Annotated in this window: 25 protein-coding genes, 1 tRNA gene and 2 pseudogenes; 15 read left to right on the top strand and 13 right to left on the bottom strand. The window is 52.1% G+C overall.

Translation table 11 applies throughout. The annotated features are described in order from the left end of the window. Window positions 1-20 precede the first annotated feature (20 nt). Window positions 21-97, top strand: a tRNA-Met gene (locus ACR0NW_RS06175). 10 nt (window positions 98-107) lie between these two features. Here ACR0NW_RS06175 and ACR0NW_RS06170 read toward each other — a convergent pair. Both ACR0NW_RS06170 and ACR0NW_RS06165 read right to left on the bottom strand, forming a co-directional pair. Next, window positions 108-341, bottom strand: a complete 234-nt coding sequence (locus ACR0NW_RS06170; protein ID WP_480448354.1) for a hypothetical protein — start codon at window positions 339-341, stop codon at window positions 108-110. A gap of 699 nt (window positions 342-1040) precedes the next feature. Then, window positions 1041-1943 carry a LysR family transcriptional regulator gene (locus ACR0NW_RS06165; protein WP_480448355.1) on the bottom strand — a complete coding sequence of 301 codons (903 nt, stop codon included), beginning with the start codon at window positions 1941-1943 and terminating at the stop codon, window positions 1041-1043. 154 nt (window positions 1944-2097) lie between these two features. Between ACR0NW_RS06165 and ACR0NW_RS06160 the strand changes: the two genes are divergently transcribed. Then, complete coding sequence (locus tag ACR0NW_RS06160; RefSeq protein ID WP_480448357.1) at window positions 2098-3672, top strand: arylsulfatase; 1575 nt, start codon at window positions 2098-2100, stop codon at window positions 3670-3672. A gap of 548 nt (window positions 3673-4220) precedes the next feature. Here ACR0NW_RS06160 and ACR0NW_RS06155 read toward each other — a convergent pair. From ACR0NW_RS06155 to ACR0NW_RS06130, 6 genes are all read right to left on the bottom strand, one after another. Further along, complete coding sequence (locus ACR0NW_RS06155) at window positions 4221-4805, bottom strand: ferric reductase-like transmembrane domain-containing protein (protein ID WP_480448359.1); 585 nt, start codon at window positions 4803-4805, stop codon at window positions 4221-4223. Next, window positions 4805-5305 carry a twin-arginine translocation pathway signal gene (locus ACR0NW_RS06150; RefSeq protein ID WP_480448360.1) on the bottom strand — a complete coding sequence of 167 codons (501 nt, stop codon included), beginning with the start codon at window positions 5303-5305 and terminating at the stop codon, window positions 4805-4807. Before ACR0NW_RS06150 ends, ACR0NW_RS06155 begins: the two co-directional genes overlap by 1 nt. 306 nt (window positions 5306-5611) lie before the next feature. Continuing rightward, window positions 5612-6628, bottom strand: a complete 1017-nt coding sequence (locus tag ACR0NW_RS06145) for a hypothetical protein (protein WP_480448361.1) — start codon at window positions 6626-6628, stop codon at window positions 5612-5614. Then, on the bottom strand, window positions 6618-7682 hold the full coding sequence (locus ACR0NW_RS06140; RefSeq protein WP_170651246.1) for an HlyD family secretion protein: 1065 nt from the start codon (window positions 7680-7682) through the stop codon (window positions 6618-6620). The genes ACR0NW_RS06145 and ACR0NW_RS06140 overlap by 11 nt, the downstream gene beginning before the upstream one ends. Beyond that, window positions 7679-8758, bottom strand: a complete 1080-nt coding sequence (locus ACR0NW_RS06135) for an AI-2E family transporter (RefSeq protein WP_480448362.1) — start codon at window positions 8756-8758, stop codon at window positions 7679-7681. The genes ACR0NW_RS06140 and ACR0NW_RS06135 overlap by 4 nt, the downstream gene beginning before the upstream one ends. 171 nt (window positions 8759-8929) lie before the next feature. Beyond that, window positions 8930-9256, bottom strand: coding sequence for a potassium channel family protein (locus tag ACR0NW_RS06130; RefSeq protein WP_480448363.1), 327 nt, complete (start codon window positions 9254-9256; stop codon window positions 8930-8932). Window positions 9257-9736: 480 nt separating this feature from the next. On the opposite strand from ACR0NW_RS06130, the gene ACR0NW_RS06125 reads away from it, so the two are divergent. The 6 genes from ACR0NW_RS06125 (at window position 9737) to ACR0NW_RS06100 (ending at window position 13910) form a co-directional block, all read left to right on the top strand. Next, window positions 9737-10003: a hypothetical protein gene (locus ACR0NW_RS06125; protein ID WP_480448364.1), complete on the top strand. Its 267-nt coding sequence runs from the start codon at window positions 9737-9739 to the stop codon at window positions 10001-10003. Between the two features lie 329 nt (window positions 10004-10332). Further along, window positions 10333-11526 (top strand): tyrosine-type recombinase/integrase, encoded by a 1194-nt coding sequence (locus ACR0NW_RS06120; RefSeq protein WP_480448365.1) that lies wholly within the window; start codon window positions 10333-10335, stop codon window positions 11524-11526. 212 nt (window positions 11527-11738) lie between these two features. Further along, on the top strand, window positions 11739-11945 hold the full coding sequence (locus ACR0NW_RS06115; RefSeq protein ID WP_480448367.1) for a helix-turn-helix transcriptional regulator: 207 nt from the start codon (window positions 11739-11741) through the stop codon (window positions 11943-11945). A 120-nt stretch (window positions 11946-12065) separates the two neighbouring features. Next, window positions 12066-12818: a DUF1376 domain-containing protein gene (locus tag ACR0NW_RS06110; RefSeq protein ID WP_480448368.1), complete on the top strand. Its 753-nt coding sequence runs from the start codon at window positions 12066-12068 to the stop codon at window positions 12816-12818. Then, window positions 12815-13381, top strand: coding sequence for a hypothetical protein (locus tag ACR0NW_RS06105; protein WP_480448369.1), 567 nt, complete (start codon window positions 12815-12817; stop codon window positions 13379-13381). Before ACR0NW_RS06110 ends, ACR0NW_RS06105 begins: the two co-directional genes overlap by 4 nt. A gap of 166 nt (window positions 13382-13547) precedes the next feature. Next, window positions 13548-13910, top strand: coding sequence for an HGGxSTG domain-containing protein (locus ACR0NW_RS06100; RefSeq protein WP_480791513.1), 363 nt, complete (start codon window positions 13548-13550; stop codon window positions 13908-13910). A gap of 37 nt (window positions 13911-13947) precedes the next feature. Here the strand turns inward: ACR0NW_RS06100 and ACR0NW_RS06095 are convergent, their stop codons facing one another. Both ACR0NW_RS06095 and ACR0NW_RS06090 read right to left on the bottom strand, forming a co-directional pair. After that, window positions 13948-14229, bottom strand: coding sequence for a hypothetical protein (locus ACR0NW_RS06095; protein WP_480448371.1), 282 nt, complete (start codon window positions 14227-14229; stop codon window positions 13948-13950). Between the two features lie 149 nt (window positions 14230-14378). After that, window positions 14379-15023 carry an acyl-homoserine-lactone synthase gene (locus tag ACR0NW_RS06090; protein ID WP_480448372.1) on the bottom strand — a complete coding sequence of 215 codons (645 nt, stop codon included), beginning with the start codon at window positions 15021-15023 and terminating at the stop codon, window positions 14379-14381. A 216-nt stretch (window positions 15024-15239) separates the two neighbouring features. Here ACR0NW_RS06090 and ACR0NW_RS06085 point away from each other — a divergent pair. The 4 genes and pseudogenes from ACR0NW_RS06085 to ACR0NW_RS06070 all read left to right on the top strand — a co-directional run bounded on the left by ACR0NW_RS06085 (window position 15240) and on the right by ACR0NW_RS06070 (window position 20415). After that, window positions 15240-15934 (top strand): annotated as a pseudogene (locus ACR0NW_RS06085) (IS6 family transposase). 157 nt (window positions 15935-16091) lie between these two features. Further along, on the top strand, window positions 16092-16265 hold the full coding sequence (locus ACR0NW_RS06080) for a hypothetical protein (protein ID WP_480448373.1): 174 nt from the start codon (window positions 16092-16094) through the stop codon (window positions 16263-16265). Window positions 16266-16356: 91 nt separating this feature from the next. Continuing rightward, the gene (locus ACR0NW_RS06075; RefSeq protein ID WP_480448374.1) at window positions 16357-16533 is read left to right on the top strand and encodes a hypothetical protein; all 177 of its coding nucleotides are present in this window, start codon (window positions 16357-16359) and stop codon (window positions 16531-16533) included. 852 nt (window positions 16534-17385) lie between these two features. Then, complete coding sequence (locus ACR0NW_RS06070; protein WP_480448375.1) at window positions 17386-20415, top strand: calcium-binding protein; 3030 nt, start codon at window positions 17386-17388, stop codon at window positions 20413-20415. 123 nt (window positions 20416-20538) lie between these two features. Here the strand turns inward: ACR0NW_RS06070 and ACR0NW_RS06065 are convergent. Together ACR0NW_RS06065 and ACR0NW_RS06060 are read right to left on the bottom strand one after the other, a co-directional pair. After that, window positions 20539-20984, bottom strand: a pseudogene (locus ACR0NW_RS06065) (transposase family protein); the annotation flags it as partial. Between the two features lie 279 nt (window positions 20985-21263). Then, the gene (locus ACR0NW_RS06060) at window positions 21264-21416 is read right to left on the bottom strand and encodes a hypothetical protein (protein WP_480448376.1); all 153 of its coding nucleotides are present in this window, start codon (window positions 21414-21416) and stop codon (window positions 21264-21266) included. A 256-nt stretch (window positions 21417-21672) separates the two neighbouring features. Between ACR0NW_RS06060 and ACR0NW_RS06055 the strand changes: the two genes are divergently transcribed. Then, window positions 21673-23256, top strand: coding sequence for a hypothetical protein (locus ACR0NW_RS06055; RefSeq protein WP_480448377.1), 1584 nt, complete (start codon window positions 21673-21675; stop codon window positions 23254-23256). Window positions 23257-24149: 893 nt separating this feature from the next. On the opposite strand, the gene ACR0NW_RS06050 is transcribed toward ACR0NW_RS06055, so the two are convergent. Beyond that, a complete protein-coding gene (locus ACR0NW_RS06050) occupies window positions 24150-24626 on the bottom strand; it encodes a hypothetical protein (RefSeq protein ID WP_480448378.1) in 477 nt (158 codons plus the stop codon). A 194-nt stretch (window positions 24627-24820) separates the two neighbouring features. Between ACR0NW_RS06050 and ACR0NW_RS06045 the strand changes: the two genes are divergently transcribed. Then, on the top strand, window positions 24821-25009 hold the full coding sequence (locus ACR0NW_RS06045; RefSeq protein WP_480448380.1) for a hypothetical protein: 189 nt from the start codon (window positions 24821-24823) through the stop codon (window positions 25007-25009). A gap of 159 nt (window positions 25010-25168) precedes the next feature. After that, window positions 25169-25381: a hypothetical protein gene (locus tag ACR0NW_RS06040; RefSeq protein ID WP_480448381.1), complete on the top strand. Its 213-nt coding sequence runs from the start codon at window positions 25169-25171 to the stop codon at window positions 25379-25381. The last annotated feature ends 686 nt before the right edge of the window (window positions 25382-26067 follow it).

Raw genomic sequence — 26067 nt, 5'->3', positions numbered from 1 at the left:
GGTAGGCCCACCAAAAGTGTCGCGGGATGGAGCAGCCCGGTAGCTCGTCAGGCTCATAACCTGAAGGTCGCAGGTTCAAATCCTGCTCCCGCAACCAACTTTATAAGTCAGCCGCCGCAAGGCGGCTTTTGTCGTTCTGGGCCAGCCAGCCCAATCATTGCTGCCAACACGCCTTCAAGTTCGATTTGTACGCCGTCCTTCTCATGCTGGACCGTGACACGTTCGATCAGGCTCCGGATGGCTTCCAGCGCCCCGGTGCGGATCGCCAGCTCCAATAGAGCCTGTGCCAGATCGGCGACCTTGGAGCGATAGAGTTCCGACAGGTTCGGGTAAAGGCGCACAGGTGACGGGGTGGGTTCGGAGAGCTTTGCATCCGGGCCGGGATGGGTCTCCCCGTCTCCATTGTGCCCGGTTTATTCTTGCTGCTTTCCCAGGTGAGCGATCAAAAAAAGCGGTGACCACGGTACGTTCACGATCGACCTCCAATTGTGAATTATGGTTCGGGGACTACCGCCTCCCGCACCGACGCGACTCCTTCTGGCTAGGTGCAGAAACGCGACTACGGAACCCACCGTTCGACGAACGTCTTCAGACACTAGTCGGACCGGGGACCGCCGAGGCCGTGCACGGTCAGAGCGGGGCAGGTGAGAAGCCTGCGGGGAAGCGGCTGGCCTCCGACAAAAGGCATCGCGCGGATACGAACCTGAAAGCGAAGGGCCTACTCCCGCAAGCCGGGGGAAGGTGCGGGGGCCGGGTATTGTCTGATGAAGTCTTTCCAACTTGCGGGCCGCGGGTGACGTCTTCGTTGTGTGGGCTATGCCGCGCCGCCGCAGTCGGGAGCGGACCCTCGTCGCGGTCGCAGCATGTGATCCAGGTTCAAAGCCGGTAAGCGGACTTTGCTGCTGTTGGTCATTTTCATTCAAAAGCTGCTCTCAATACCTAAGCGGAACTTCGGCAAATCTAACGGGCCTAAGAAAACGACCTACTTATGGGTCAGAAAATGTTTCAGTTACAGGCCTCCCTGTGCCTCCCGCCACCGATCACGCCCGATACTTGGCAAGTTCATTCCAAACCAATTCAACCCCGGCAGACGTGTTCTGCGACTTGCGCGCTGCGCAAATGTTCCATGTAAGGTTCTGTTTCATCGACACGGGTTTTGCGGTCTTTGCACGGATCAGCTCTGCGAATATGTCCGGCATCCCTCCAACGATAAATTCAGGCTCTGCCAGCAGTCCAGTCAGGAGGTTGTAGTCGTCGCATTCGATATGCGGCTGCGCATTGACCTTTTCGACGGCCTCGGCACCGCCACCAAGTGCTGTTGTCAAAGCGGCTTTCCAATGTTTGTGGAGATGGGGTGATGCAAAGGGAAAATCGAAAATGCCTGCCATAGTTTGCGGGCCGCGCTGGTGAATCTCATGATCTCGATGGGCCACGAACTGGATGGGTTGTTTCTCCATCACCATGATCTCGACATCGTCGGCTTCGGGCGTATAGGTCAGATCACCGAGGAACACGTCGAATTTACCCGCCTGCAATAAGTCGAGTGGACGAGCGTAGGCGCTCACCAGAATTCGGAAGCGCAGGTCAGGCATTGTTCTTCTGACGGCCCGTAAGACGGGCAGGATCAGGGTCCTCGTGGTGAGCGGCCCGCAACCGATCAGCAAAGTGCCCGGCCCGGTTTCGCGCAATCCAGAAACACGGGTCGCATAGCGGTCCAGGTCTTCACGCAGCGCCTGGGCGATTGGCAAAAACTCCTGCCCCGCACGTGTCAATGTGCTGCTGTTGCGGCTGCGATGGAACAAAACAAGTCCCGTGTGCTCTTCAGCCTGCCCGACATAGCGGGACAAGGACGCGTTGGAGACACCCATCGCACGGGCAGCGTTCTGGAAGCTGCCGGTTTCAGCCAATGCGAGAAAGGCGGTCAAAGCGTTTTCGTTCATCATGCGCTCAAGCTCATTTCAGGTTTCGCGTTTTAGTTTTCACAATATGAAATCATGGTAAAGCACTGTTGCGACAAGAAACTCTCAATCGCTATCCCTGATGGACCCCTCGATATTTCCAACACCGATATCGTCTTCTAAGTCCACAGAGGTAACAATGTTCACCCTACGATCTATTGCGGTTTCCGCCACGCTGGCCACGGCGACGGTCTCTGCCTTGCCGGTTTTGGCCGAAACCGACCAGCCCAATATCCTTGTCATCATGGCCGACGATGTCGGCTGGGCCAGTCTGGGTAGCTATCATCAGGGTGTGAAAAGCATCAAAACACCCAACCTTGATCAGCTGGCCGCCGACGGTATGCGTTTGACGGATTATTATGCTCAGCCAAGCTGCACTGCTGGACGGTCAGCCTTTATCACCGGACAATTGCCAGTTCGTACCGGAATGCACACAGTCGGCCTGCCCGGAGACCCTGAAAAAGGTCTGAGCGAGGATGATCCCACTTTGGCCAATATGCTGAAATCTCTGGGCTACACGACCGGTCAATTCGGCAAGAACCATCTGGGGGATATGAACAAATTCCTGCCGACGGTGAAGGGGTTTGATGAATATTGGGGTTGGCTCTATCATCTGAACGCGATGGAATACACATCCGACCCGGACTGGCCGAAAGATCAGAAATTCAACGACACATTTGGCCCTCGGAACATCATTCACGCGTACGCCACGGATACAGTCGATGAAACTGTGGACCCACGCTGGGGTCTGGTTGGCAAGCAACGCATCATCGACGATGGTCCGGCTCCGCCCGAGCGGCAAAAGACGCTGGACGACGAGGTGACAGCCCACACGTTGGACTTCATCAACCGCGCAGTCGACAGCGATACGCCGTTCTTTGTCTGGATGGCACCGGCGCGCGCGCATGTCTGGACCCATCTGAGTCCCGAATACGAGGCCATGCTGGGTGACGGGCGCGGCTTGCAGGATGTCGTGATGAAAGAGCTGGACGACAACGTCGGCAAAGTCATGGCGCGACTGGACGAATTGGGCGTCTCGGACAACACGATTGTCGTCTTTACGTCCGATAACGGCCCCGAAACCATGACCTGGCCCGATGGTGGAACAACCCCGTTCCATGGCGAAAAGGGCACGACATGGGAAGGCGGCTTCCGCGTCCCTGCCATCATTCGCTGGCCCGGCAAAGTCCCCGCCGGAACCGTGAGCAACGGTATTTTTGCGGGTCTTGACTGGATGCCCACCCTTGTTGCCGCTGCTGGTGGGCCTGACGATCTGACCGGATCATTGCTGGAGGGCTACGAAGGCTATCAGGTGCATCTGGATGGGTACAATCAACTGTCGTTCCTGACTGGTGAGGGCGAGAGCAACCGGGACGAGATCATCTACTACGAAGGCCCGGACTTGCAGGCAGTACGCCACGGAGACTGGAAAGCGCATTTCACGATCCAAACCGAAGGGTGGGCTGGCCCCAAAGAGGAACTGAACGCGCCCCTGCTGTTCAACCTGCGTCGCGATCCTTACGAAAAAGCGGCCGAGGAATCGGGGATGTATACCCGCTGGATGGGCAACAAGATGTGGGCATTTGGGCCGGCGGCCAAAATCGTTCAAAACCACCTGTCTACGTTCAAGGACTATCCTCCACGGGGTTCGGACGTCACCAACCAAGGTCATGTTGAAGAACAAATCTCGACCGAAGGCGGGATGTCACAGTAGAAATCAATTCACGGGAGGCACCAATCCTTGCCTCCCGATCCTTACAAGAACTCGTGGGAAACACCTGCGGACGAAAGTCCGCTTATTCACCAAGATTGTCATTTGGACCCAGCGCAGCATCGGTCAAAGTGGGCTCTTCGCGATGCTTCGCTGCCGGATTCACCAATGGTTGGGATCGGACACCGCTGTCATTCACATCGTCAGCGCCGAACTGGCAAGGAGCGGACAAACCCGCCTTTCGTTCATGCCGCTATTGCTGATGCAGAGATCCCTCGCTCCCGCAGCGCGAGAGTTTCGGAAGTCCTGCGAACCTCCCCTTTGCGGCCATTCGCGCTCGCGGAAATCGGCGAGTTTCAAACCGCCCTTTCGCTGCAGCCAGGTCAGACTAACGAGACGCAGACGAAATGCGCTTTCGCCGCGCCGTCCATGAACGTCCGTTTGAGCCATGCAGTTCAGGGAATTGCGCAGCTTCCTAAATGTTGCTTGCAGCCGCTTTCCTGAAGGTGGGCGACGAACGGCCCGCTACGCACGATCTGTTATCGCCTCAGTTAGCGGAGCATTCGCCATACGCGGCGGCGATACAAGGCCCATGCTCCTGCCCCCAAAACGATCACGCAGAGTGCCCCTTTCGTCACGTCCTCCATCGCACCTTGGATTAGCCAGGCGTGTACGACTGTACCTGAGACGATCACGACCGCCGCCACGCTATGGCCGAGGCGCCAGATGCGCAGTCCCAGTTGCTTTCTCACGGCAGCAAGGATGGCGGTTGCGAAGAGGGCCCACATTGCCACCGCACCCCAGACGGAAAACGGAGTCGGAGAGCGGAACAGCAAGACATCTACCACGTCCGGCGGGCTCGTGACCCAAAGACCCGCCACGTGGACAACCACCGCGAAAACCAGTGCCGTTCCGGTCCAGATATGGATGCGCCGCGCCGGGATCCCCGGAAGCACGCCGGTGATTAGAAGAGGTTGAACAAGCAAAAGCGCCAATCCAACGATCCCAGAAAATCCGGCAATGACATAGAGCGGCTCGCGCCATTGCAGAAGCGGGCTTTGCGCTGCGGCGATCAAGGGCACCGCAATTGCCAAGGCTAGAGCCCCCCATGCGACCACGCCGCGCAATAAGCTCATCAGACAGGCCGCAAAACGAACTCAACATGCAGGCTCGTGTCCGATGCCCGCTCCATCACAGGCCGCAAAAAAACCGTCTCGAAGCCGCCATCATCGTATTCTGCATCGTAAGCCAGATGCGCATGCGGCTGACCGAAGGCGGGTACAATCTGTGGCATCTCGATGCGGAATACGCCGTCGGCGTCGGTGAGCGTCGCGCCATGAGACCGCGCGTCCCGTTCGTGACCTTCGGTCGTATGGGCCCACACCTGAATGCGCCGGCCGGCAAGGGGCGCACCGTCGCCCGCGCGTCGCACGGTTCCAGTGGTCCAAAAGCCGCCATTGCCGATCCTTTCCATGATCGGAGCGCCAGGGCGGTAATTGTTGGCTCCTCCCCGCATCGTCGGAGTGGCCGCAACAGTTTGCGCACGTGCCGGCAAGGTCAGGCCGGAGGCGCTAGTGAGAAGCGCGGCCCCCGCGGTTGAAACGATAGCTCTCCGGGTCAGGTGTGGGGTTGTCATGTCGATCTCTCCCAACTGCAGTATCCAATACGTACTTCTGCAATCTGCTATATGTATACAGGTGGAAGGAGCCATTCAAGCACAGCACCCGTCGCTCTGGGCTCTGACCGCCAGTCCAAGCGCACCGCAGTGAATGGCTGCAGTAGCGCCCTGAGCAGACCGTCCATGAGCGACGGGGTGGACCGCGCGACAGGGTCTCCCAATTTGGATGTACACTGCAAGCCATCAATCAGGGTCGTAGTAGGTGATTTCGCACAGCAAAATTTCGGAACATTCATTTGGAAAAGACTGCCCAGGATATTTGCGCTAGGCTTCGGATGGGGCTTGGCGTTTCTTTTCCGGCAAGAACTCGTCCACTACGACATATGCGATAATCACAAAGATCGCCGCGCTTGCAACTTGTAACACGCGCGTAATGCTTTTCACGTCTGCCTCGTCGGAAAAAGGTGCAATGGACCCGCCATAAACGATCAATGCTGTTGTAATGGCAGATCCGGCGGCGGCGGCGAGCGGTACCTGCGATTTTCCGAGCGCACCGAGCGTGAGGCAAAAGAAAAAGCATAGCAGGACGGGCGTCAAAAAAACGGGGGCTATTACGTTTACTTCATAGCAAATGATAGACACCGCGGCGCCAAGTAGGTTGGCGGTCAACATCGATTTGGCGACGGTTTTCCCCATGGCAGGCATCGCCGCTAGTTGCTGACTTAGAAGAGCCACAAAAAACAGAACCAAAAGCGCCGATGCGCCAGACACGAAGAACGCCATGGCAAACGGAACTGTAACAAGTGACATTCTTATAATCCGGCGATACGGATCGAAGTCGGGCGAAGCTGCTGTTTTTTTCTCGGCAGGTGTTTGGGGTTCAACGGGTATCAGAACAAACATCAACGTCGATACGAAACCTGCAAACAGCAGGTTCATCGGAATCCAAAACACAAGTACCAAAGCTAGATCTTGAGACTGCAGCACGAGGTTCGGGATCATTAAAGCGCCCATTAGTGCTATGACACCCGGCAAAACTCCGGCGCCAGAGACCGACCAAGTGAACGACAGGATGATCCCCAGCGCCACCAGAATGAGAAACACAACAGGATATGGCGCGAACACCGATGACAGCAGGAACGAAATAAACATCAGTCCAATCGAGAAGACGAAAAGTTTGCCAAATGCAGCCAAAGGAAGCGCTGCGGGCGCCTGAAGGAACAGCGCGGTGAACACTGCGCCTACAACCGCAAGTGGCCAACCAAAAAACAAACCCAACGAAAACACACCCGTCACGCCCAGCGTCAACCGCGCGACGGAGCGCTTGTCTTCAGTACGCATAGGAAAAGATCGAAACCAAGCGGATGTAGGCGCGACCGACCGTGTTTAGCAAGGAACTGTCGCTGAGATACATGATAACGTCCGCTTGTCCGTTCAACTGAAAACGAAGATCATCCTCGGCATTACCAGCCTCGTAACCGGGCAGAATTATCCGTACCGGGAACCGTTCGGGTTCGCGCAAAAAACCTTTGGTACTGGGTGCGCTTGCCAATTGGCCGGGTTCGTCCCCACCACTCAGCGAAACCGCGGCGCTGAAACTTTCGATTACACCGGGAATAATCTGACCGGGATGCATATCCAGCACCACATCAACAGGAGAACCAACCGACGCCCTGCCGAGGTTATTTTCGGTGAAATAGGCCTCGATCCAGATGTCTGTCGCATCCAGAAACGTCAAAAGATCTTGGCCAGACCTTGCATACGTCCCGGGGGCGATCAAAAGGTTGGATACGACACCTGTTGCCGGAGCACGTAGTTCTGTCCACTCCAGATTAAGTTCGGCATCCGCCAAAGCGGCCAGAGCTCGCTGGATTTTTGGGTTTTCGATTCCGTCATCGCCAAGCCTTTGCTTGGCTTTTTCCAAGTCCGCTTGGGCGTTCTCGAAATTGGCTTCGGACTCCGCCAATTGCCCGCGCGCATCATCGGCCTTTGAGACGGCGATCAAGCCTTTCTTTTCCAACGCAAAGACACGTTCGGTCTGTATGCGCATCGTGTCGAGATCGCTCTGAGCCCTGGCCAGTTTGGCTTGGGCCGCGCTGACTTCTGCTGAAGATGCGCCTACCTCTTGGGTGGCTGCTTCCAGATCGGCTTCGGCCTTGTCGCGATCAATTTCATAGGGTCTGGGATCGATCCGAACCAGAACATCCCCAGCCGAGACGACCTGGCCATTTTGGACAAGAACCTCAGTTACAGTACCAGTGACCTGCGGAACGATTTGGGTGGCAATGGCCTTTACTCTGGCGTTGCCGGTGAATGGGGTTTTTCGGTCCGCGACAAGGTACCAGACCAGAAAGAAAAGTATGATGGCCAGTGTCGTCCAAATTGTCTTTCTCATACAGCTGCTCCATCAGCAGCGTCTTTCGAATCCGTGGGGGCATCGATCCAGACCTTGAACAGTTCGTAGAAGACAGCGAACAGAACAGGCCCCATGAAAATACCGATCAAACCATAGGCCATCATGCCGCCGAGGACCCCGATTAGGATCACAAGCATCGGCGTCTCAAGGCCCTTCGAGATGAAGACGGGACGCAGGAAGCTGTCCATGATCGTCACTGGGACGGCCAGTATGGTGAAGACCAAGGCAGCACCACCTGACATCGAACTCCATGCGTAGATAATCACCGGTAGTAGAACCAAGCCGGGGCCAATCTGGATGATCGATAGTATCAGGCAAATGAATGCCAGCGTCGCCGCCGAGTTAATGCCGAACAATACCAAGAGTAGCCAAACAACAACAGCTTGTATGGCGGCGACGCCGATCACGCCCTTGGTGACGTTGCGGATCGTTGCGCCTGCCAATGTTACGAACTCACCGCCACGTGGGGCGAAGACACGATTGGCAAATCGTTGAAGGCCTTGCACAAGGTTCGGTCCGGGGCTGAACAGGGCGCCCATAATCAAAACGGAAAGCGCAAGGCCCAATAGTCCTATTCCAATGCCCAATACTTTTCCAAACAGAGACTTGGTGATCTCCAGTATTTGTGCCCCATATTTTGCAAGCGCACCGTCCAGGTTTCGTTCAAACATTCCCCAGACGTCAGCGATTTTTTCCCCGACTAGCGGCAGCTCTTTGATGCCGTCAGGGGCTGGCGGGATTTTCAATTCGCCTCTATCGGCTTGTTCGGCAAACTCAGAACCCAATTCAGCGGCACCAGAAACGGCTGTTGCGACGGGCCCCAATGTCAACACAAGGCCCAAGAGAACCAGTATTGTCGCTGCAAGTTTTTTCCGCCCCCCCAGCTTAGACTGCAGCCAATCAAAAACCGGATAAAGTGCCACACAAAGGATCGTCGCCCAGATCACCACACTTGCGAGCGGCGCGACCATTACCAATGCGCTGTAGAGGAATAGTCCGAGAAACAACAAACGAATTGCGAGATCGACAATCTTCGCGTCCTGAGTCTTTTCCATACCATCCCTCCATTGTTTTCTGAATGTTACACTCAAAAAACAAGATGTGTGATTTTTTTGGAAAGGATCGTGTAGTATGTTGTAATTGATAGGTATTTAAATTGATGACTTCAGCCATTAATCAGGGCGCTGCTTTCGAAAACGCCCGCTTTTAGTTCAATTGGGCACCGTCTATTTTTTCGAATTTTTGTCATCCTGAGATAGAATTGTATCAGCCACTGTAGTCGCTGCAGTCACGAAGATGCCGAGCCCCACAATGATGTATATCATTGTAAAAACCTTCCCTGCAGCGGTTTCAGGAGAGAAGTCACCAAACCCGACTGTCGAAATTGTAACAACAGAGAAGTACACGGAGTCGAGCCAACTCCAACCTTCGACGTAGTGATAAAACACCGACGCCCATAAGATCATGCCAGTTGTGAAAGCAAGAAGACCCTTCACTCTGCCATCCTTAAAGGCGACACTGATCCCTTTTGTTATCCTGGTGAGCGAGTTCATGGCTTGACCATAGCACCTAATGAACAATTACATAGTATTATCTGAATTTATTTGAAATCACTTGGCGCGTCTCCAGCCTTGGTACAGGGACGGAGGCGTCAAAAGTTTCTTTTTCGAAGATCTTGTAAGTCTCAAGGTTTAACGGGCCGATCTCGACGGCGCTTTCCCCTCGCTTGGCCTGCATCTTGCCCTTTACTTGCACATACAGCTGGGAAAATGAGCTTTTCTACACCGAGATCACATTCCGCGCATTTGAAAAGGCGGCTTTGGATTTACTTTGACGTGAGGGCAGTCATGTCGAGCATTCAGGCCACTCGATGCACCCTAATCAAACAACTTCGTCCATTCTTTATTGCGTACGTAGTTCTAGTCGCGGCAATCCAGTCATTCTTTTGCCGGAAGCAAGAGGGTGCGTGTTTTTTTGAATATCAGAAGAGGCACGGTACTTCCTCAGATTGATCTGTCGCGTTTGCGTGGACATTGAGCAAGAAAAAGACAGTGATGGGGGGCTTTAGGCTAACACAGCGCCCCACTAACTGGGATGTGGCGCGTGATGTCTACGGAAAGCCGCTGCTCTTCGCAGCACGCAATATTCTTCAACACCTGATCGCTAAAGCAAGGCAGAATTCTCTGGCCAATGAGTATCTCAACAAGTTCCTGTTGGAGGCATTTGGCGAATGGCTGGATGAGAACCCGACTTTGAGCATCACTCAGAACTACAGCGCCCAAGTAAAAGCAGCCGCGTAGATAGGTGGTTCAATATCCCTGACAATCTTCGAAAGGGCTGGCTAAAGAATACGGCCTGCCGGTCCTGTTGAGTGCTTGCAGAGTGAAGCGGGAAACGAGATCCTGGGCAATCAACCAACGAGGTGCAATAGCGGCCACACTAACAACACATTGCTTTTCTTGGAGAAAAGTGGTGCCCGGGGGCGGCACCAACACTTTGCTTTTTAATGTATTTATTCGTTCAAGAGGGCCTCAATCTCCCTTGAAAACATGGCAGCAACTGTCCGATCTTGTCTTGTCGCGTTTGGTGCCATCCAGTAACCTAAGGTGGATATTAGGGTGGATAAAAATTGCGGGCAAAAAAAAGACTTTCAGCTTCCTTCGTAAAAACAGCGCCAGTCGGAAAGCACTGCGATGGGGCTGGACTTTGGCTGGTCAAGCGAGAGGACGGTGGAGCACAATGGGTACTGCGCGTGACCGTTCATGGTCGGCGGCGTGAAATGGGCCTCGGCGGCTATCCAACGCTCTCGCTTGCTGGGGCTCGCGACATTGCTGCACGCTGGCGCACGGTCGCAGCGGCTGGCCGTGACCCGGTGAAGGAACGTGAAGTCGAAGCACAGGCCGCACGTCGCGAAGACATATCGCTTTCGGTGCTGACAACCGATGCCTTCGAAGCTCGCAAGGCCGAATTGAAGGGCGACGGAAAAGCCGGCCGTTGGCTTTCACCGCTTGATAGGCATGTGCTGCCCAAGCTTGGGAAGGTCCCGGTGACTGACATCGACCAACGCGATATTCGCGATACTCTGGCACCAATTTGGCATACGAAAGCTGACACGGCACGCAAGGCATTGAACAGGATCAGTATTGTACTTCGCCATGCAGCAGCTTTAGGTTTGGACGTTGACCTGCAAGCGACAGTGAAGGCCAAAGCGCTTCTGGGAAAATCCCGGCATGAACCAAAGCATATCCCAGCGATGGCATGGGCTGACGTGCCGGCCTTTTTCACCAGCCTTGAGGAACCGACGCTCACGCACCTTGCGATGAGACTTCTAATTCTAACGGGCGTTCGCTCAAAACCGCTGCGCTTCTTAAGGCTCGACCAAATTGAGGGAGACGTTTGGACCATTCCAGGCGAGGCTATGAAAGGTCGCAAGGGAGCGACAAGTGATTTCCGAGTGCCGCTTTCGCAGGAAGCAATGCGCGTTATAGAGCTTGCCCTCCCGCATTCCCGAAACGGTTTTCTGTTCCCGAACACGCGGCAAGGTGTGATTTCTGATATGACGCTCTCGCGGATGATGGAACGGCGGAAATTGGAAGCCCGCCCACACGGCTTCCGCAGTAGTCTTCGCGACTGGCTGGCAGAATCGACCGACGCGCCGCATGAAGTAGCGGAAGCAATGCTTGGACATGTAACCGATTCCGGCGTGGTGCGGGCCTACCGGCGTACCGATTTTCTTGAGCAGCGCAGAGTACTAATTGAGCGTTGGGCTGATCACGTCAGCGGTGGATCTGGGCAAGTCGTTTCGCTGGCAGTTCCGAAGTAAACTGCCGCGACAACCTAATAGCACCGCATCCAGTACATGGCCAGAATTGTGCCCTATATATTGCGCATCCAACATTCGTCCGATAGTGTACGAGACATTGCTGCGCAAGACGTGCGGTTCGTCATTCCCAAGAAGGGACACCCATTGGTGGGACGAACGGCTGTCTATAATAGTTGCGGCTGTCGTCCCGAGTAAGAAGGACGATAGGCGCAATGAGCACAACGTCGAAAATTTCTCCCAAATATCTGACCCTCAACGACCTGCGCGCAAAGCTCGCGAACCGCTCGCGATCTTCGATCTATGCCGACCTTGCTGCCGAACGGCTTCCAAAACCGTTCAAGCTCGGCGGTCGCCTGTACTGGATCGAAGAGGAAATTGACTCCCATCTCCGCGCTTTGCGCGACGGCGACCTCGCCTGACGGTCTGAGTTCGCGGAGAATTAGTCATGGCCATAATACTGATGCGTCGGGTTGAGCCGACCGTTTTTGCGGCACGAGCTTTACGAAGACATCAAATAGGACGCGAGGCGGAGGCTCACGATGAGTGACTTCAATGCCAAACGTGCGCGCACAAAGCGTCCTTGCCCGTTGTGGGTAGACGCGTTCCAGCGCGATACCCAACACCTCGCCGCCGATGAAGTCGGCGCCTACATGCTCGTTCTCATGGCAATGTGGGTGCGCGAGACGTGCGATTTTCCTGATGATGACCGCCGCCTTGCGGCGGTCTCCAGGGTATCTCTTCGCCTTTGGAAGTCGCGCATTGGGATAGCCGTCCGGGAGTTCCTTGATGCCAAGAATGGTGTGCTGATTTCCCGGAGGCTTCGAAAAGAAGCCGATTACGTCGAAGCTCGCTGCAAGGCACAATCCGACAGGAAGTCGGGCAAAAAAACAAATAACCCATTGGGAAATAACAATCCACCAGCAACCACGGATGTAACTGCGGTTGCAACGGCGGATGTGTCCACGGACCAACCTACCCAACTACCCAATAACCCAACTATTACCATTCCTGACGGAATGGACGGCAGCGCCGTCGATCCGACCGATTTTGTTTGGTCGAAGTGCAAGGATTGGCTGGTCTCGCAAGGTGTCGATGATCGACAGGCCCGCAACGTCATTGGCAAGTGGCTCAAGATGAGGTCAGCCAGCGAAGTTCAGACGGCATTCATTGACGCCTACCTCGCCAAAACCGGCGACCCGATCCCCTACATCACCGCAATTCTCAGTAAGCCTGAACAGCCGACCATGGCTGAACTGATGGCGATGGCGCAGGAGGTAAACGCAGGACGATGACCATGTTCGACCGCGAGCGGCGGGAAACATTCCTGACCGACAAGATCACCCGCTATCTCGAACGCAAGGCTCCTCCTCGCAGCCTCCGCGCTCAGGCTCAAGCCGACGAGGTGGCCTCACTGGTTCGTTGCTTCCTGCGCATTGCCCCGAAAGACGGTTACGAGGATTGGTGGCCGAACTTCGAAGATCGGCTTGACGAGGATGCCAAGACCCGCGCATGGCCCACCAACGGGGAAATCAAGGCGGCGGCTCTAGCAATCACCAGCCCGTCCTTCCGGCGCATTGCCGAGGGCAACGAAGTTGACTCGCTGGATGTGATCGCAAAGCGTATGGATGCCGGTGAGGCGGTTCCTGATAGCTATCTCTACGGCCCACGTGCTGTCGAATTGTTGGCAAATGGGAGAATAAGCGAAGACCAGATGCATCGCTATCGCACAGGGTTGTTCGTCCGGCTCAAGGACACCTACGGCGAACCTGTTGCGCTGGCGAAAGAGGCCGAGTTGAAGGCCCGCCACTTCACCGCTGAGGCTGCTGCGTGTAAGCCCTCGGAACCGCACGCCTAGCCCAAGCCGCAACCCAAGATGTTGACCAGACACGAATGGGACGGTGCAGCATGAACGCAATGGCAAAACTCGCTGCGCCGGAAAGCAGGGCGACCGGCGGCAACTCCTTCGCTTCGCGCCCATCATGGGGTTCGCAGAATATGATAACAAATGTTAATGTTTTCTGATGGGGCGACCGACCAAGCTGGAAGCCAAAGTGCGCGCACGCCTCCAACGCGAAACACTCGATTGGTGGGCACTCCGATCACGTTGGAGACCATGTTCAGCGGAAGCACATAAACACCCAAACTATCGTAAGCTGTGCTCGCGATGCCTCAGCCAAGCATGCAAGTGGATGGTTGAATTGGGCCTTGAAGATGACCGTGTTTCCTTGCCCAAGACAGAACGCCCAACATGTGGCGCAAAAACGCGGGCTGGAGGCCAATGCCAAGCCCGTGTAGTACCGGGAAAGCGGCGATACCGGTTGCATGGTGGTCTCAGTACGGGCTCGAAAGCATCCAGTTTCAGGAGTTCAAGCGCACCGAGCTGATGAAGCGCGCCGCCAAGGCCGGTATCGCCATGCCCTGTTATCCGATTATGCCCTTTGCCGACAAAACCCTGCGTATCGAGCGTCTGCAGCCGCCCATGGCTGCCGGTCTTGTCTGGCGGGATCGATCAACTACCAGATCAGCGGCAGCAGCTTGAAGATCGGCACCGGCAAGGAAGTCGAACACTACGCCGCCATTCACCAGTTCTTCACCCGGCCCAAGCCCGGCAGTCAGGTTGTCTGCCAGATGGATGCCAAGCGAGAAGCCGGCGTTTTCCTGGGCGCGGTCTACTCCGATGCGGATCCCGCCCCGAAGGACCATGAATCGCCTCATCGATCATACAAGTTGCCAACGCCCTCGACAGACCTAGAGGCTCGGATACCGTCAAGTCGCAGCGGATCGGCTAAATGGAAGCGGCGCTGTCACCACCGCGGCTTGAACTATTACGATCTTGTTAGTGGTGATTTTGGTTAGGCCAAATTCCGGATTCTCGGCGCGTTAAAGTTTGGTCTGGAGAAGGCCGCATTGAACCAGATTCGAGACAGATCCCTGGATATTCCTACTCTTTGCGCCACACGATCACAATCGGCAGGAGAATATGGCCATAGTCCAACGGAAATTTGGTCGCGGCCAGCACCCTCACTATCCAAAATCTCCGGTGACGAGCCGATGAGACGGTAAATTCTCACCATCCGTGCGTCGAAGACGCCTGCAATATGGGTCAACCCAAAACCCTTCATGACCTCGCCTCCGCTGAGCATAATCGCGCCAGCCACACGAGGAGAGGCATTTCTTGAGAGACAGAAGCGAGTGACCTCCCATATCAGTGGGCTGCGAATTGGCGTGCCGCCCGTCAGGTGTCCAAAAACTTCATTGACCATGACCGGTCCAGTGGTCGGCAGCATTCGCATCGAACCGCCGTGGCGACCATCCTCTTCTTCCCAAATCACATAGAGTGGATTCAGATTGTCGTATTTGTCTCGCTCGTGACCGTCATCGTTCACATCGACATCCCACCCGAGGCGGGTTTTAAACTGATCCGCACGATCACGGAACATTTCGTCAGCCAACCCTGGGAATTTGTACAACTCATCCGCGTAGATGTAGCGAAGCATTACTTGCACCCTCTGCTTTCTTTCCAGAAGCTACAGATGCAGGATTATGGTTAACGCTCTGTCATCAAGGGCGTTAGGCGCTAATGAATTGTTAATAAATGTAAAAACCGATTATTGAGTGCCAGGGTGAAATGGAGTTACTTATAGGAATTTGCTGCAACTTTGCTCCCTTTATCTGCGGTTAGATGGATATGTTAAAGGCGCTACGTATTTCGAATGAGGTTGAAGGTTGCGATTTCATTCAAGGGCGCACACTTTCCCACAGAGGTGGTCTTGCATGTGCTTTTCGTTTACCTACGCTACTCAGTTACTTAGGGATATCTGGAAGAAGTTCTGACGGAGCTGGGCGTGGTCATCGATCATGCGGCCTTGAATCGTTAGATCGCCAAGTATGCGCCACTGATCGCCGAAAAAGCACGCCCCCGGAAACGCATCTGTGTACGCACCTAGCAGGTGGACGAAACGTATGTGCGCGTTATGGGGGCGTGGACCTATCTCTATCGAGCCGTTGACAAGCACGGGAAGACGCTGGGTTTCATACTGTCCAACCGACGAAACAAAACTGCGGCAAGCATGTTTTTCGCCCGAGTACTCAACGTGAACGGGCTCTCCGGCAAAAATGTTATCAACAAGAGTAGCGCGAACACAGCCGGTATCATGCCCATTAACAAATTGCTGAATGGATTACTTGTCCGGTACTGATTGAGAAGGTCAGGCGGAACTTCATGAATAACATCATTGAAAAGGATCACCGACTCATCAAACGGCGTACCCGGCCCATGCCAAGGTTTTAGTCTTTCACATTTGCGTCCGCAACTTTGGACGGCATTGAAGTCGCACAGATGATCCGAAAAGGTCAATTCGAGGGCGCTGTCTGTCCGTTCATGCTATTCACGCGGTTTTCCAATTGAGAACCGTAAGGTTCGAGCGGCCTTTAAATTCCAGAGAATTTTGCGACAGCACCCAGCCGATTTGTGCAACAAAGCTATACGTTCCTGTTAACGGTCTGTTAAGCAAAATGTCTCAATTATGACTAAATTGGAAAGCTGCGCTATGGGTGGGGAGCACATGGACGACAACTTCTTGGAACGCGCCAATCAGGTCAAATTGAGATTAGAGGCAGAAGGCATGCATCAAACGGCGAGTGCAATTGAGTATGTCATTCAAGACTACAAGAACACGTTTAACGCGAAAGAAAGGCAGGTTCGTACCGCAACCCCCCAAATTCAAAGGCACAGTTAACCGCACGTTAACCTTCTCGACTTGAATATGCGTAAGCAGATTTCTCAAGGGGGCCTTTATGTGCAGTAGTCACTGGTTTGTGGATGCTTTTGTGGAACTCGCTGAAGAGGCCCGCAAAAATGGTGTTCCTAGCGTTTTGTTAGGTCTTGGCGTTGTCTTAGATGAATTCTGTGAAGAAGCGGCACTGACAAATGAGCAGCGTGAGCAAATCTCAAAACTGGCTAACTCGGAAAGACAGCGCAGCAGTGAGAAATATTGCAGCGAATGAAAACAGACGCCCTCTGAAAAGGGCACGGATTGTTCGGTTTACACTGCTTCTGGTTGGTGTTTCTCACATTGCTGCGCTTCTATTCGGGGTTATTGGCAGTTGGTGACTCTAATTTGAGGTTATGAAGTGCATTGTGCGGCCAATGATCAAGAATTGGCGGAATTTTCCAAATGATGTACCATAGAACCGCAATTTGTCTGTTATGATCTTCCTGGGATGAAGCCAAATCGACCTTTTAGACTGCGAGTAGCAGGTTCGCGAGCTGTATGTCCCCTTTTCGGTAAGAACTTTTCGTCCAGCACGACACCTTTTTGTTAAAAATACGCGCCAAAACCAATACTTGCGATCTGAGATTTTACGACAATTTCACCCCGATGCCCCCATTGCCTAGGCAGTATTGTCATTCCGGAAATTTGCGAGCGATCAACGGTCCGAATTTGATGAAGTAACGCCAAACAGTCTGACAGGGCACATCGATCCCACGTTGCAGAAGCATCTCCCCATCTTCCCGGAAGCCGAGATTGAACCATCAATGGAGCCACTCTACATGCGCAATGATGTCGGGCGGAAAGCGATTCTATCGAGAAATCTACGTTCAAATCAAAATAAGAGCAACCAAACGAAGGCTACCGTGACAACACGCATCTGGCCAATTAATTTGACGGACCTGGAACCCAGCTACCAAGCCGAAGCGAAAACCAGATCGCTCCAATCAATTGCCGAATTATTCAAATACTATTAAGACAAAAAAATTTATTGTCTAAAAATTGAATTGCGCATGCAACCTCACTTAATCTCTCGTTAACACAAAATTTGATAGTAACATTTGTGGTTATTGATTGGGGTATCTCGATGCATAAAGTTAGAACCGTCATGAATTCAAAAGGTGACTTTAGTGAGGTAATCACAAAGAACCACTTTGGCTCAAATATGCTATTCCAGTCGGACAGGCTAGATCACGACTCCGATTTTCGCGAGGTATTTGAAAAATCAGGAGCCAATTTTATTCGGTACCCAGGTGGAACGGTTTCCGAGGAGTATTTTGATTTATCCAATCCAAACTCAAACAGTCAAAAAAATGTTTTAGACGAGTTGTTTGGATACAAAACAGTAAGGGAGCGCGAAGTAACTCCACTCTCAGATTTTCTTGAATACTCGAAAGAAATCGGAGGAACACCAGTAATCGTACTCCCCACATATCGGTATTTTAACGGTAAAAATGGAAAAATTGGAAACGGTGCTGAAGAGGAAGTTCGAGGGTTTATCCGGGCACTTTTGTCCGGAGAACACGGTCCTGCGGATCAGGTTGTACTTGAAATAGGTAACGAATGGTACCAACCCAGATTTGACTGGAATGTTGGCCAGTTTGGGCGCTTGCAAGCCGAATTGGCATCGTTGATTGACTCCGAAGCTCGTCTTTTAGGAATGCGGAATGATGTCTCGATTTTGGTTCAATCCGGAAGGACCGAGGAAAACAATAGAGTTTTGACCTCGTTCTTTGACGAGGGCAACAAGTCCACGGTGGATGGCGTTATAACACATGCATACGGAACTAATTCTTCAGGGGACCCACTTGGGATAGGTGGCGGAATTGGCAGGAGATTGGAGCAAATCGATGACATGTGGTCTTCCGCACTTGGCAAGGAAATCGAGCTCGCGGTTACAGAATGGAACGTAGGTGAAAGCGGTGAAAGCACTACAGCGATCAACGGGACGATGCGATTGGCACCGCTCATGCGAATGTTCTCCGAGATGATCTCCAACGGTGTTGATCTAGCGTCGATTTGGTCCACTCAAACAAGGGGTCCGGCTGGTTTAACCACTACTCACAACGGTGACGACAACTTTACTCCGACAGGTTACCTATTTTCGTTGCTGTCCGATAGATTGGAAGGAAAGCGGCTGGTCAATCCAGACGAAGAGCCTTGGCTGAAAAATTCTTCAGGCGAAAAGGTTGGATATAACTACGCATTCCAAGAAAAAAATGAATCCACCGTAATTTTCGTTTCTGGCGTTAATGAAGAAATATCGTTAAGCGTGGATATTTCACAGTATGTTTCTGACGATGCATATGTCTTTGCCAGCAAAATCATTGGCGCGCCTGGTCAAATATGCACCAAGTATTGGTCAGACGCTTCAATTTCCTATGAAACAAATCTAGACTTGAGTTCGGGCGGCTCCGACTTTCGTTACAATTACACACTAGATCCGTACGAGTTTGTAGCTGTGCATATTGTCAAGGGCAAAGGCGTCACTATCGACGCAGACAATCAAAACGCAATTTCTGACAAATTGGTCGGAACAAGTTATTCAGATAGCCTCAGTGGAAATCTCGGTGACGATATTATCCTTGGCGGCTTCGGGCACGACATCTTGGAAGGAGGGTCAGGTGTTGATTATTTAGATGGTGGTTACGGGCATGATCAAATCAATGGCGGAGAGGGTAATGATGAATTGGTCGGCGGTAAGGGTAATGACAATCTGGCAGGTGGAATTGGGGATGATATACTGAGACCTGGAAATGGCGGCGGAAAAGCTGATGGCGGTGATGGTATCGATACTATGTCTTTTAAAGACGCCGGAGTTGGAGTAACCATTCACTCCCCAGATGGGAAGGCTGAAGTTGGTTCATTTTCTTTAAGGTTTTCTGGAATTGAAATCGTGCACGGGAGTAGTTGGTCTGACAAATTTTTCGGTGGAAGTGGGGGAGATACTTTTTTTGCAGCAGAGGGCAATGATCGCCTTTTTGGAGGAGCCGGAAATGACTTTCTAAAAGGGGGTCTTGGGCAAGACTATCTCGAAGGTGGCGACGGAGCTGATATTCTTGTCAGTGGCAGTGGAAACGATACACTGATTGGCGGAAATGGAGACGATCTCTTACGGGTCGGAAATGGGGGAGGAAGAGTTGATGGAGGTGAAGGTACTGATACTTTGTCATTTATGGATGCCGGAGTTGGAGTAACCATTCATTCCCCGGATGGAATGGCTGAAGTTGGTTCCTTTTCTTTAGGATTTTCTGGAATTGAAATCGTGCATGGGAGTAGTTTGTCTGACAAATTTTTTGGTGGAAACGGTGGAGATGTATTTATTGCAGAAGAAGGCAATGATTATCTTTTTGGGGGAACCGGCGATGACTTTCTAGAGGGCGGCCTTGGGCAAGATTATCTCGAAGGTGGTGACGGTGCCGATACCCTTGTCGGCGGCAGTGGCAACGATACATTGATCGGTGGGCAAGGAGACGATCTCTTACGGGTCGGAAATGGGGGTGGAAGAGTTGAAGGGGGGGAAGGTACCGATACTTTGTCCTTTGAAGATGCCAGTGATGGCGTTTCAATTTGGACAAATAATGGCGTCGTTGAAGTTGGCCTCAAGAACCTAGAATTTGAGGGCGTCGAAATCGTCCGTGGAAGCGATTATTCGGACACCTTTGAGATTAGTTCTGAGGGTGGAGATTATTTGGGGCAAGATGGAGATGATTTCTTTTTCATACAAGGTGGCGAGGATTGGGTGGCAGATGGTGGAGGCGGCAGCGACAGCTTTTTGGTATCGAATGGGAATGGGCAAGTATTTGGAGGCAGCGGAAATGACTTCTTCTATCTCCACGGAGGAAGTTCCAGGATAGATGGCGGTAGCGGGAATGACACATTCGTATTGGTTTGCGACGAGACCGACGTCATCGTATTTCGGGAAGGTGGAGAACAAGACAATATCTCAGGATTCACGTCCGGCAGCGATATAATTGAATTGCACGGTATGAGTAGGGACAAGCTTTCTATAATACAAGAAGAACAGGGAACACTGCTAGACTTCGGAAACGACGATTCGATATATTTGTTTGGTGTACATGATTTTGACGCCAATAGTGATCTGGTCTTCCTTTAACGTCACATGCTACTGCTGTAGACTATAAGAAAAGGCATTCCCAACTTGTTTGAGCGTATGTTTTGATTTGTTTAGAGCCAGGACTTATAGCCAATAGATGATGACTGTGACCAGAGCGATGGCCTAGAGGAAGACCTTCGAACATCGGTCGTATCTAGTTGCCACACGCTGCCAGTCTTTCAGTCTTCAAATCATGATCTCAATGCGGATGTGGCGTTTGTATTGGCCTTGTCATATTTGACGATGGTCTTGCGTTGGTTTCGACCCGGGACGCAGGCACGTGTACCTTAGTCTTTCGACGCTTCGCTGAACCAATCTGCGTCGTGACCAAGTTCTCCTTCCCCCAATCAACATCCGATATTCTACTCAGCAATGCTCACGCGCCGATGTAATCAGCTAACCTAACCGGCGGTGGCGAACGGGTTCAGCGGCCCCCTCTTGCTGTCACAGATTGCGTGCAGCTTAGTATTCATGCCGCCCTTCGTGTGGCCGGTCAGATGTCCGTGGCCCTCTTTTTCCCCTTCAAGCTGGAAGCGGCGCGTATTCAGGTAAGTTGCGTCGAGGGCGACAACCCAAAGTAAACAGTTTAAGCGTTACCCAACCGGCTTCTTCTACATTGATATCGGTGAGTTCAAAACGAGGAGGGAAGTATCCATCTCTTTGTTGCCATTGCTCGAACCAGCAAGTTCGCAATGGCCCAACTGGCGGAGAAAGCAAGCCGAAAGACGGTATGAGAGTTCCTCGAACGCCTGCTGGTTGCTGTGCCCTACCGCATTCACATGGTTCTTACTAACATTGGTATCCAATTCGCTGAACGGTCCCGAGTACCAAATACCATCTGTTTCAGGTCAACGCGGATAGACATGGCTTGTGAAGCCAATGGAATCGAACACCGGATGGCAAAACCGAACCATCTGTAGGTCAACGGCAAGGTCAAGCGGTACCATTTCGACAATCACGACCAGCTTCGTAGCAACCTCGCCGACTTCTTCAATGCGCACAAATACGCCTGCCGACTCAAGGCACTCGATGGACTCGCACCATACGAACACATTTGCAAAAGCTGGATTTCAGAACCGGACCGCCTCATCCTGAATCCAATCCACCAAATTCCGGGACTAAACACCTGGTCAACAACTTGGCAGCACCTGCGAAGTTTGCGACAACGCTGAAAGAAAACCAAATAAACATGTCAACGGGACTTGAGGATTTTTGCCTCTGCCGTTGTCCGCCGAGATATTTGCAAATGGAAGCCCAATGACCAAAACCATCCATATCCATTTGGGGCCGCACAAAACGGGGTCATCAGCCATACAGCAAACATTGCGGCAAGAACGTGACGTTTTGGAGAAGCGTTTTCAGCTGTATCCATTGATAGGTCAGGAGATCACGCAGGTTGCAGAATCACTGATGCGTTGTAAATGGGATCAGGCTGCACTTGATCTACGGTCATTGGCTCAATTGCTAGACGGTAAGCGAGGCGATTGTGTAATTTCCTGCGAAGATTGGGCCGGCGATTTGCCAGGCCGTTCAAAAAAAAGAAGACCTTACCCAAACCTCTGGAAGAACATTAACGTCATTCGAAAGGCGTTTCCTGACCATGTCTGCAAGTTCTATTTTTTCGTTCGAAATCCGGATGACTGGATCAAAAGTTCTTACACTCAACTCACAAAACACCACACAGTGTTCTCTTCAATGGAGCAGTATCGGTCGTTTCTACACTTCGACCAACTTTGGGAAGCGGTGTTAGAAAGACCTCGAGCCAAACTCAGATCAAACTTTATTACTATTCCTTATCGAGAAGAAGAGAGTTTTTGTTCCGCTCAAGCACTATTGCGCACGATTCTAAATAGGAAAAGCATAGAATTTCAGTCCTCCAAAGTGACACGCGTAAACACTTCTCCGCCAACGAGCACTCTGGCCATTTTCGAAGCTATAAACCGATCAAGTGCTTCACGAGAAGCAAAGAACACCGCCAAATCAAGGTTGCGGAGTGACGCAACAAGCATTGTCTGGGAGCCCGAAGAACTGGTACTCCCTATGTGGCCACCTAGTGAAACGAAACCTACATGGCTGTCAGAAGACTTAGAAAAACTGTGGACTCGTGCGATAGGAAGAGTGCCCTCCCAAAATCAACCTTGTTTGCTTCCGCGCCCATTTTCTGATCTGACCAAATTTCGAATGCGACCAGTATCCGGTTCAAAAAACCCGCCATTCGGTGAGCGTTCGGACATGAAAAAGCAGCTTAAAATTCTCAGCCACCGCTTCAATGGACAGCCTCGAACTTGCCTGGTGCTTGGGTTGACCATAAGCTACTTGCGCCGAAACACGGAACACACGGAACATGCGGCATACTTATTTCATCGCTTGTGGGAAGAAGAACATGAAATATTGCTCGCCACCTTGCCTACGAGATGGCTTATTTCGACTTTTCAGACATTCATAGATCATGGGGAGAACGAAAACCAACGAATGGTTGGTTCTTCAGCGTATTTCTATTCGAACATGATGAAGGCCTATGAGGCAGAACGCGCATTGGAGGCAATGCCATCAGACGCAAACTACGAAAATACTGAGCCAACAACCAAGTCCGGATTTAGGGGTTTAGACAGGTTTAAGCTCGGACAGACCGATCTTATGACAAATATTAATGCTTTGCTCTTGGAGCAATCATCAAAAGACAGGCGAATTGGGCGCGTTGTTCATGAGTTCTTACTGCGTACAAAACGCTCCCATTCGGTATTTTCGCGCATGGACCAAAGCCGAATTGCACTTGATGTTGATGAGATCCGCTTTTCGGATTGCTGGAGTTTCTATGAGAAGCCAAAACCTCGAAGATAGTAACATTCTGTCATTAGGTGTTTGTCAGGCGAATGGCGGACGTGTTGCGGTTTGCGCTTTTGAGCAATCACAATTTGAGGTCCCTCCTGCTTCTCATATTAGCTTCCTTGGTTGCGAAACCAAAGGGCATTTCACAAAAGGCAGACTGCTATCGACGCGGATTGAGGAAGTCGTTTATGTATTCGGAGACAGCCAGTTCGTCGGCGTGCCTCGGCGATGGGGGAATGAGGGCCTGCACTCCTTCCACGTCCACCAGATCACCCCTCGATTCAAAGAGTGTAACGTCTGAGCTGCCTCACTAGTTTTCGAAGAAGGTCTGATGTAGGGCCAGCTTGCCTGTATCGCGGAGGCAGTCCACATGGGCAAACACCGCTTGACATCTGGTCTTGACCCGACATGCCCAGCGAGATTTCGCTTCAGGTGAGAGTTTCAGACGAAACGCTGCAGCGCGTATACGGAGTCCTTCTTTAGTGTATAACTGAAACCGCGCACGAGGCCTTGCCGGCAATGGTGCTGACTTATTCCATCCTACCAACCAAGATGGATCACAATCCGAATTACATGAGATCCCCCCCGATTCAGGTTTTCCCGAAACGCTTTAGATCGCTGTTTTTGTGGGATTTGCGCCCGCTGCACTTGGCAGCGGCGCGTTGGCGAAAAATGAGCAATCGGTCAAGAGCTCAGATTACTTCCGCATGAGATGTTCCAAAACCGCGTTTGTTGCCGTCAATCACAACCCGGTACTGAAAGCACTTGCAAACCGTTTTAGCAACGCCGAGAACGCACACGCGACGATTATCGTCGCCGTCGCTCCCAAGCTTGTCACAATAGAAAGTGCATTGTGCAAGTCGAGCCAAAACTGGAGCGCTGAAGCTGGGTAAAAGATACAGTTGCTAAGTAGTACTCGCGACCAAGGAATTTTTTAGCAGCCTTTTCCTAACCTGTTGTAATACATCAATCACTTGTTTAGCTACAGTGGGCTTTATCTTGGCTTCTTTGACGGCGTCGTCTAAAATTTTCTCATCCATAAGTAGTTGAATCTGCCTGTATATCTGGGTTCTGTGTTGAGCACCCAGTGGATCGCCAAGGTCGTAGTTTTCAATGCATAGAGCGACTTCATTCGCAAGCATTGTTGAAGTTTTAATAAGCCGTTCCAACTCTATCGGCGTTGCTGAAAGTGCGATTAGCGCGCTCATGGCGAGGATATCGTAGAAGTTTGGAAGTGCTTCGTTGCGGCCGCATCCGAAGGTGACGCTTGTACCAAAGTGCGGTTGTAGAAGCATCCAGGCAAACTCGATTTGTGACACGGGCTGCTTGAGTACTTCTATGGCGTCTTTGAACTGGAAGGGCGTGGTAGTAGCGCAGATCATCGCCGTGATTCTCCCTAGGGTTGTGCAGATCCTTTAGGAGAATATTGAAATTTTTCTTAAATTTTTGGCGCAAAGATCTGATCCCATTACCATCTAAATCAGTAGCGTTGAGACCAAATTTTTTTTAAAAATTATCAAATCGTTAATCTATGCCGGCTGAATTTGTTCCAATCTTGCAATCAAGGAAAGCTGGTATGATGCAGTTCGTTTGGATCATGGATTTACTCAACGATCTTGAGTCGTTTTCTGCTATGAATGGATTTCGGCGACTAGAGCGCTCCCTGCGTGATGCAAAGGCCGCATATGAAAATGATATTCAGAACTTCGAAAATGCCAGCATATCAAAAGAAATGACAGTGAAGCTTTCTAGGCCTGACGCTTAAACTTGGACGGGTGCCATGGTTCTGAGTAGGTCAATCTTTGTTCGACCTGATGAGATTATGAAGTCGATAGTGCGTGTTCAGTCGTATTAAGCTGATCGTGCATAACATTCGATATGCCCGCCAATCGGCTGGCTTATCCAATGTTTGAAAGCACAGATCATGACTATGCTCGTATCCATCTGTCGTGTCTCTCACATCCCGGTCTGTAACGAGATGGCAGAATTTCACGCCGAACACCGAGAGGTTTTTGGCGACGCGGTCGGCAAAATGACGTTTCTGCGCGACCCGCAAGGTGCCAACCATGCAGCCGTCGTCAGCAAAGTGCGCGACCTTGAGAAAATGCGCCAGATCAGCCGGACGGTGATGCGTTGATGTGCAAGTTGGGTTTTCTCGAACAGCTCTGTTGTTACTTGGAGGACACGTAGGACATGCGGTTTTGACGGTCGGAAACGCGGCCCGTTAAGCAGCCCAGCGTGCCTAACAGCCTGAACCCCAGCGCTGAAATGTCGCCAAATGACCGCTTCGCTCTTCGACTGCAGCAGGTGACAATTGCGCAACGACATTGGGGGTTGTCTTGGATGCTTGTAATTTGACACTCTCTGGAGAACAATCAATACGTGCAATCCGCGTAATCACGCAGGTCGCGCGTCTTCCGAAATCTCGATTAACGACAAACCGATGACAGATGATGCGACGATAGTCATCCCAAGCAGTCATTCATTCTTGGCGCAGCACTGGTAACTTTGGGCTCGCTGCTGCCACTCTCTGCGGTTAGCTCAAATGGGTTTTATGAGCCCTTTGCCGCCGTCGACCGAGCTTCTGTCTTTTGCATGTGCGGCACGTAGCGAACCGCACATTCCGGACGTTCAAAACCAGAATACCAATATCGCGTGAGTGGACTTTGCAGCCGTTGCCCTTCCGGGAGTTTGCTTACGCAGCATCCGTTTGCCGATGCCGCACACTTGTCGCTGCATTGCAGCCGATGTCGCCATACCAGTCATTCAGGTCAGGTCGAAGCCCAGATCTGAAACCTCCCATTCGCTGCAACCAGGACCAAC

It is taken from the genome of Ruegeria sp. CF5 (assembly GCF_056537325.1).
This window is presented reverse-complemented; position numbering and strand designations above follow the sequence as displayed.

Coding starts and splice junctions, on each gene's coding strand:
- ACR0NW_RS06165 (WP_480448355.1), bottom strand. CDS start 1,943: ATGATGAACGAAAACGCTTTGACCGCCTTTCTCGCATTGGCTGAAACC.
- ACR0NW_RS06160 (WP_480448357.1), top strand. CDS start 2,098: ATGTTCACCCTACGATCTATTGCGGTTTCCGCCACGCTGGCCACGGCG.
- ACR0NW_RS06155 (WP_480448359.1), bottom strand. CDS start 4,805: ATGAGCTTATTGCGCGGCGTGGTCGCATGGGGGGCTCTAGCCTTGGCA.
- ACR0NW_RS06150 (WP_480448360.1), bottom strand. CDS start 5,305: ATGACAACCCCACACCTGACCCGGAGAGCTATCGTTTCAACCGCGGGG.
- ACR0NW_RS06145 (WP_480448361.1), bottom strand. CDS start 6,628: ATGCGTACTGAAGACAAGCGCTCCGTCGCGCGGTTGACGCTGGGCGTG.
- ACR0NW_RS06140 (WP_170651246.1), bottom strand. CDS start 7,682: ATGAGAAAGACAATTTGGACGACACTGGCCATCATACTTTTCTTTCTG.
- ACR0NW_RS06135 (WP_480448362.1), bottom strand. CDS start 8,758: ATGGAAAAGACTCAGGACGCGAAGATTGTCGATCTCGCAATTCGTTTG.
- ACR0NW_RS06130 (WP_480448363.1), bottom strand. CDS start 9,256: ATGAACTCGCTCACCAGGATAACAAAAGGGATCAGTGTCGCCTTTAAG.
- ACR0NW_RS06115 (WP_480448367.1), top strand. CDS start 11,739: ATGAGCACAACGTCGAAAATTTCTCCCAAATATCTGACCCTCAACGAC.
- ACR0NW_RS06110 (WP_480448368.1), top strand. CDS start 12,066: ATGAGTGACTTCAATGCCAAACGTGCGCGCACAAAGCGTCCTTGCCCG.
- ACR0NW_RS06105 (WP_480448369.1), top strand. CDS start 12,815: ATGACCATGTTCGACCGCGAGCGGCGGGAAACATTCCTGACCGACAAG.
- ACR0NW_RS06100 (WP_480791513.1), top strand. CDS start 13,548: ATGGGGCGACCGACCAAGCTGGAAGCCAAAGTGCGCGCACGCCTCCAA.
- ACR0NW_RS06095 (WP_480448371.1), bottom strand. CDS start 14,229: ATGGTCCTTCGGGGCGGGATCCGCATCGGAGTAGACCGCGCCCAGGAA.
- ACR0NW_RS06090 (WP_480448372.1), bottom strand. CDS start 15,023: ATGCTTCGCTACATCTACGCGGATGAGTTGTACAAATTCCCAGGGTTG.
- ACR0NW_RS06080 (WP_480448373.1), top strand. CDS start 16,092: ATGGACGACAACTTCTTGGAACGCGCCAATCAGGTCAAATTGAGATTA.
- ACR0NW_RS06070 (WP_480448375.1), top strand. CDS start 17,386: ATGCATAAAGTTAGAACCGTCATGAATTCAAAAGGTGACTTTAGTGAG.
- ACR0NW_RS06055 (WP_480448377.1), top strand. CDS start 21,673: ATGACCAAAACCATCCATATCCATTTGGGGCCGCACAAAACGGGGTCA.
- ACR0NW_RS06050 (WP_480448378.1), bottom strand. CDS start 24,626: ATGATCTGCGCTACTACCACGCCCTTCCAGTTCAAAGACGCCATAGAA.
- ACR0NW_RS06045 (WP_480448380.1), top strand. CDS start 24,821: ATGATGCAGTTCGTTTGGATCATGGATTTACTCAACGATCTTGAGTCG.
- ACR0NW_RS06040 (WP_480448381.1), top strand. CDS start 25,169: ATGACTATGCTCGTATCCATCTGTCGTGTCTCTCACATCCCGGTCTGT.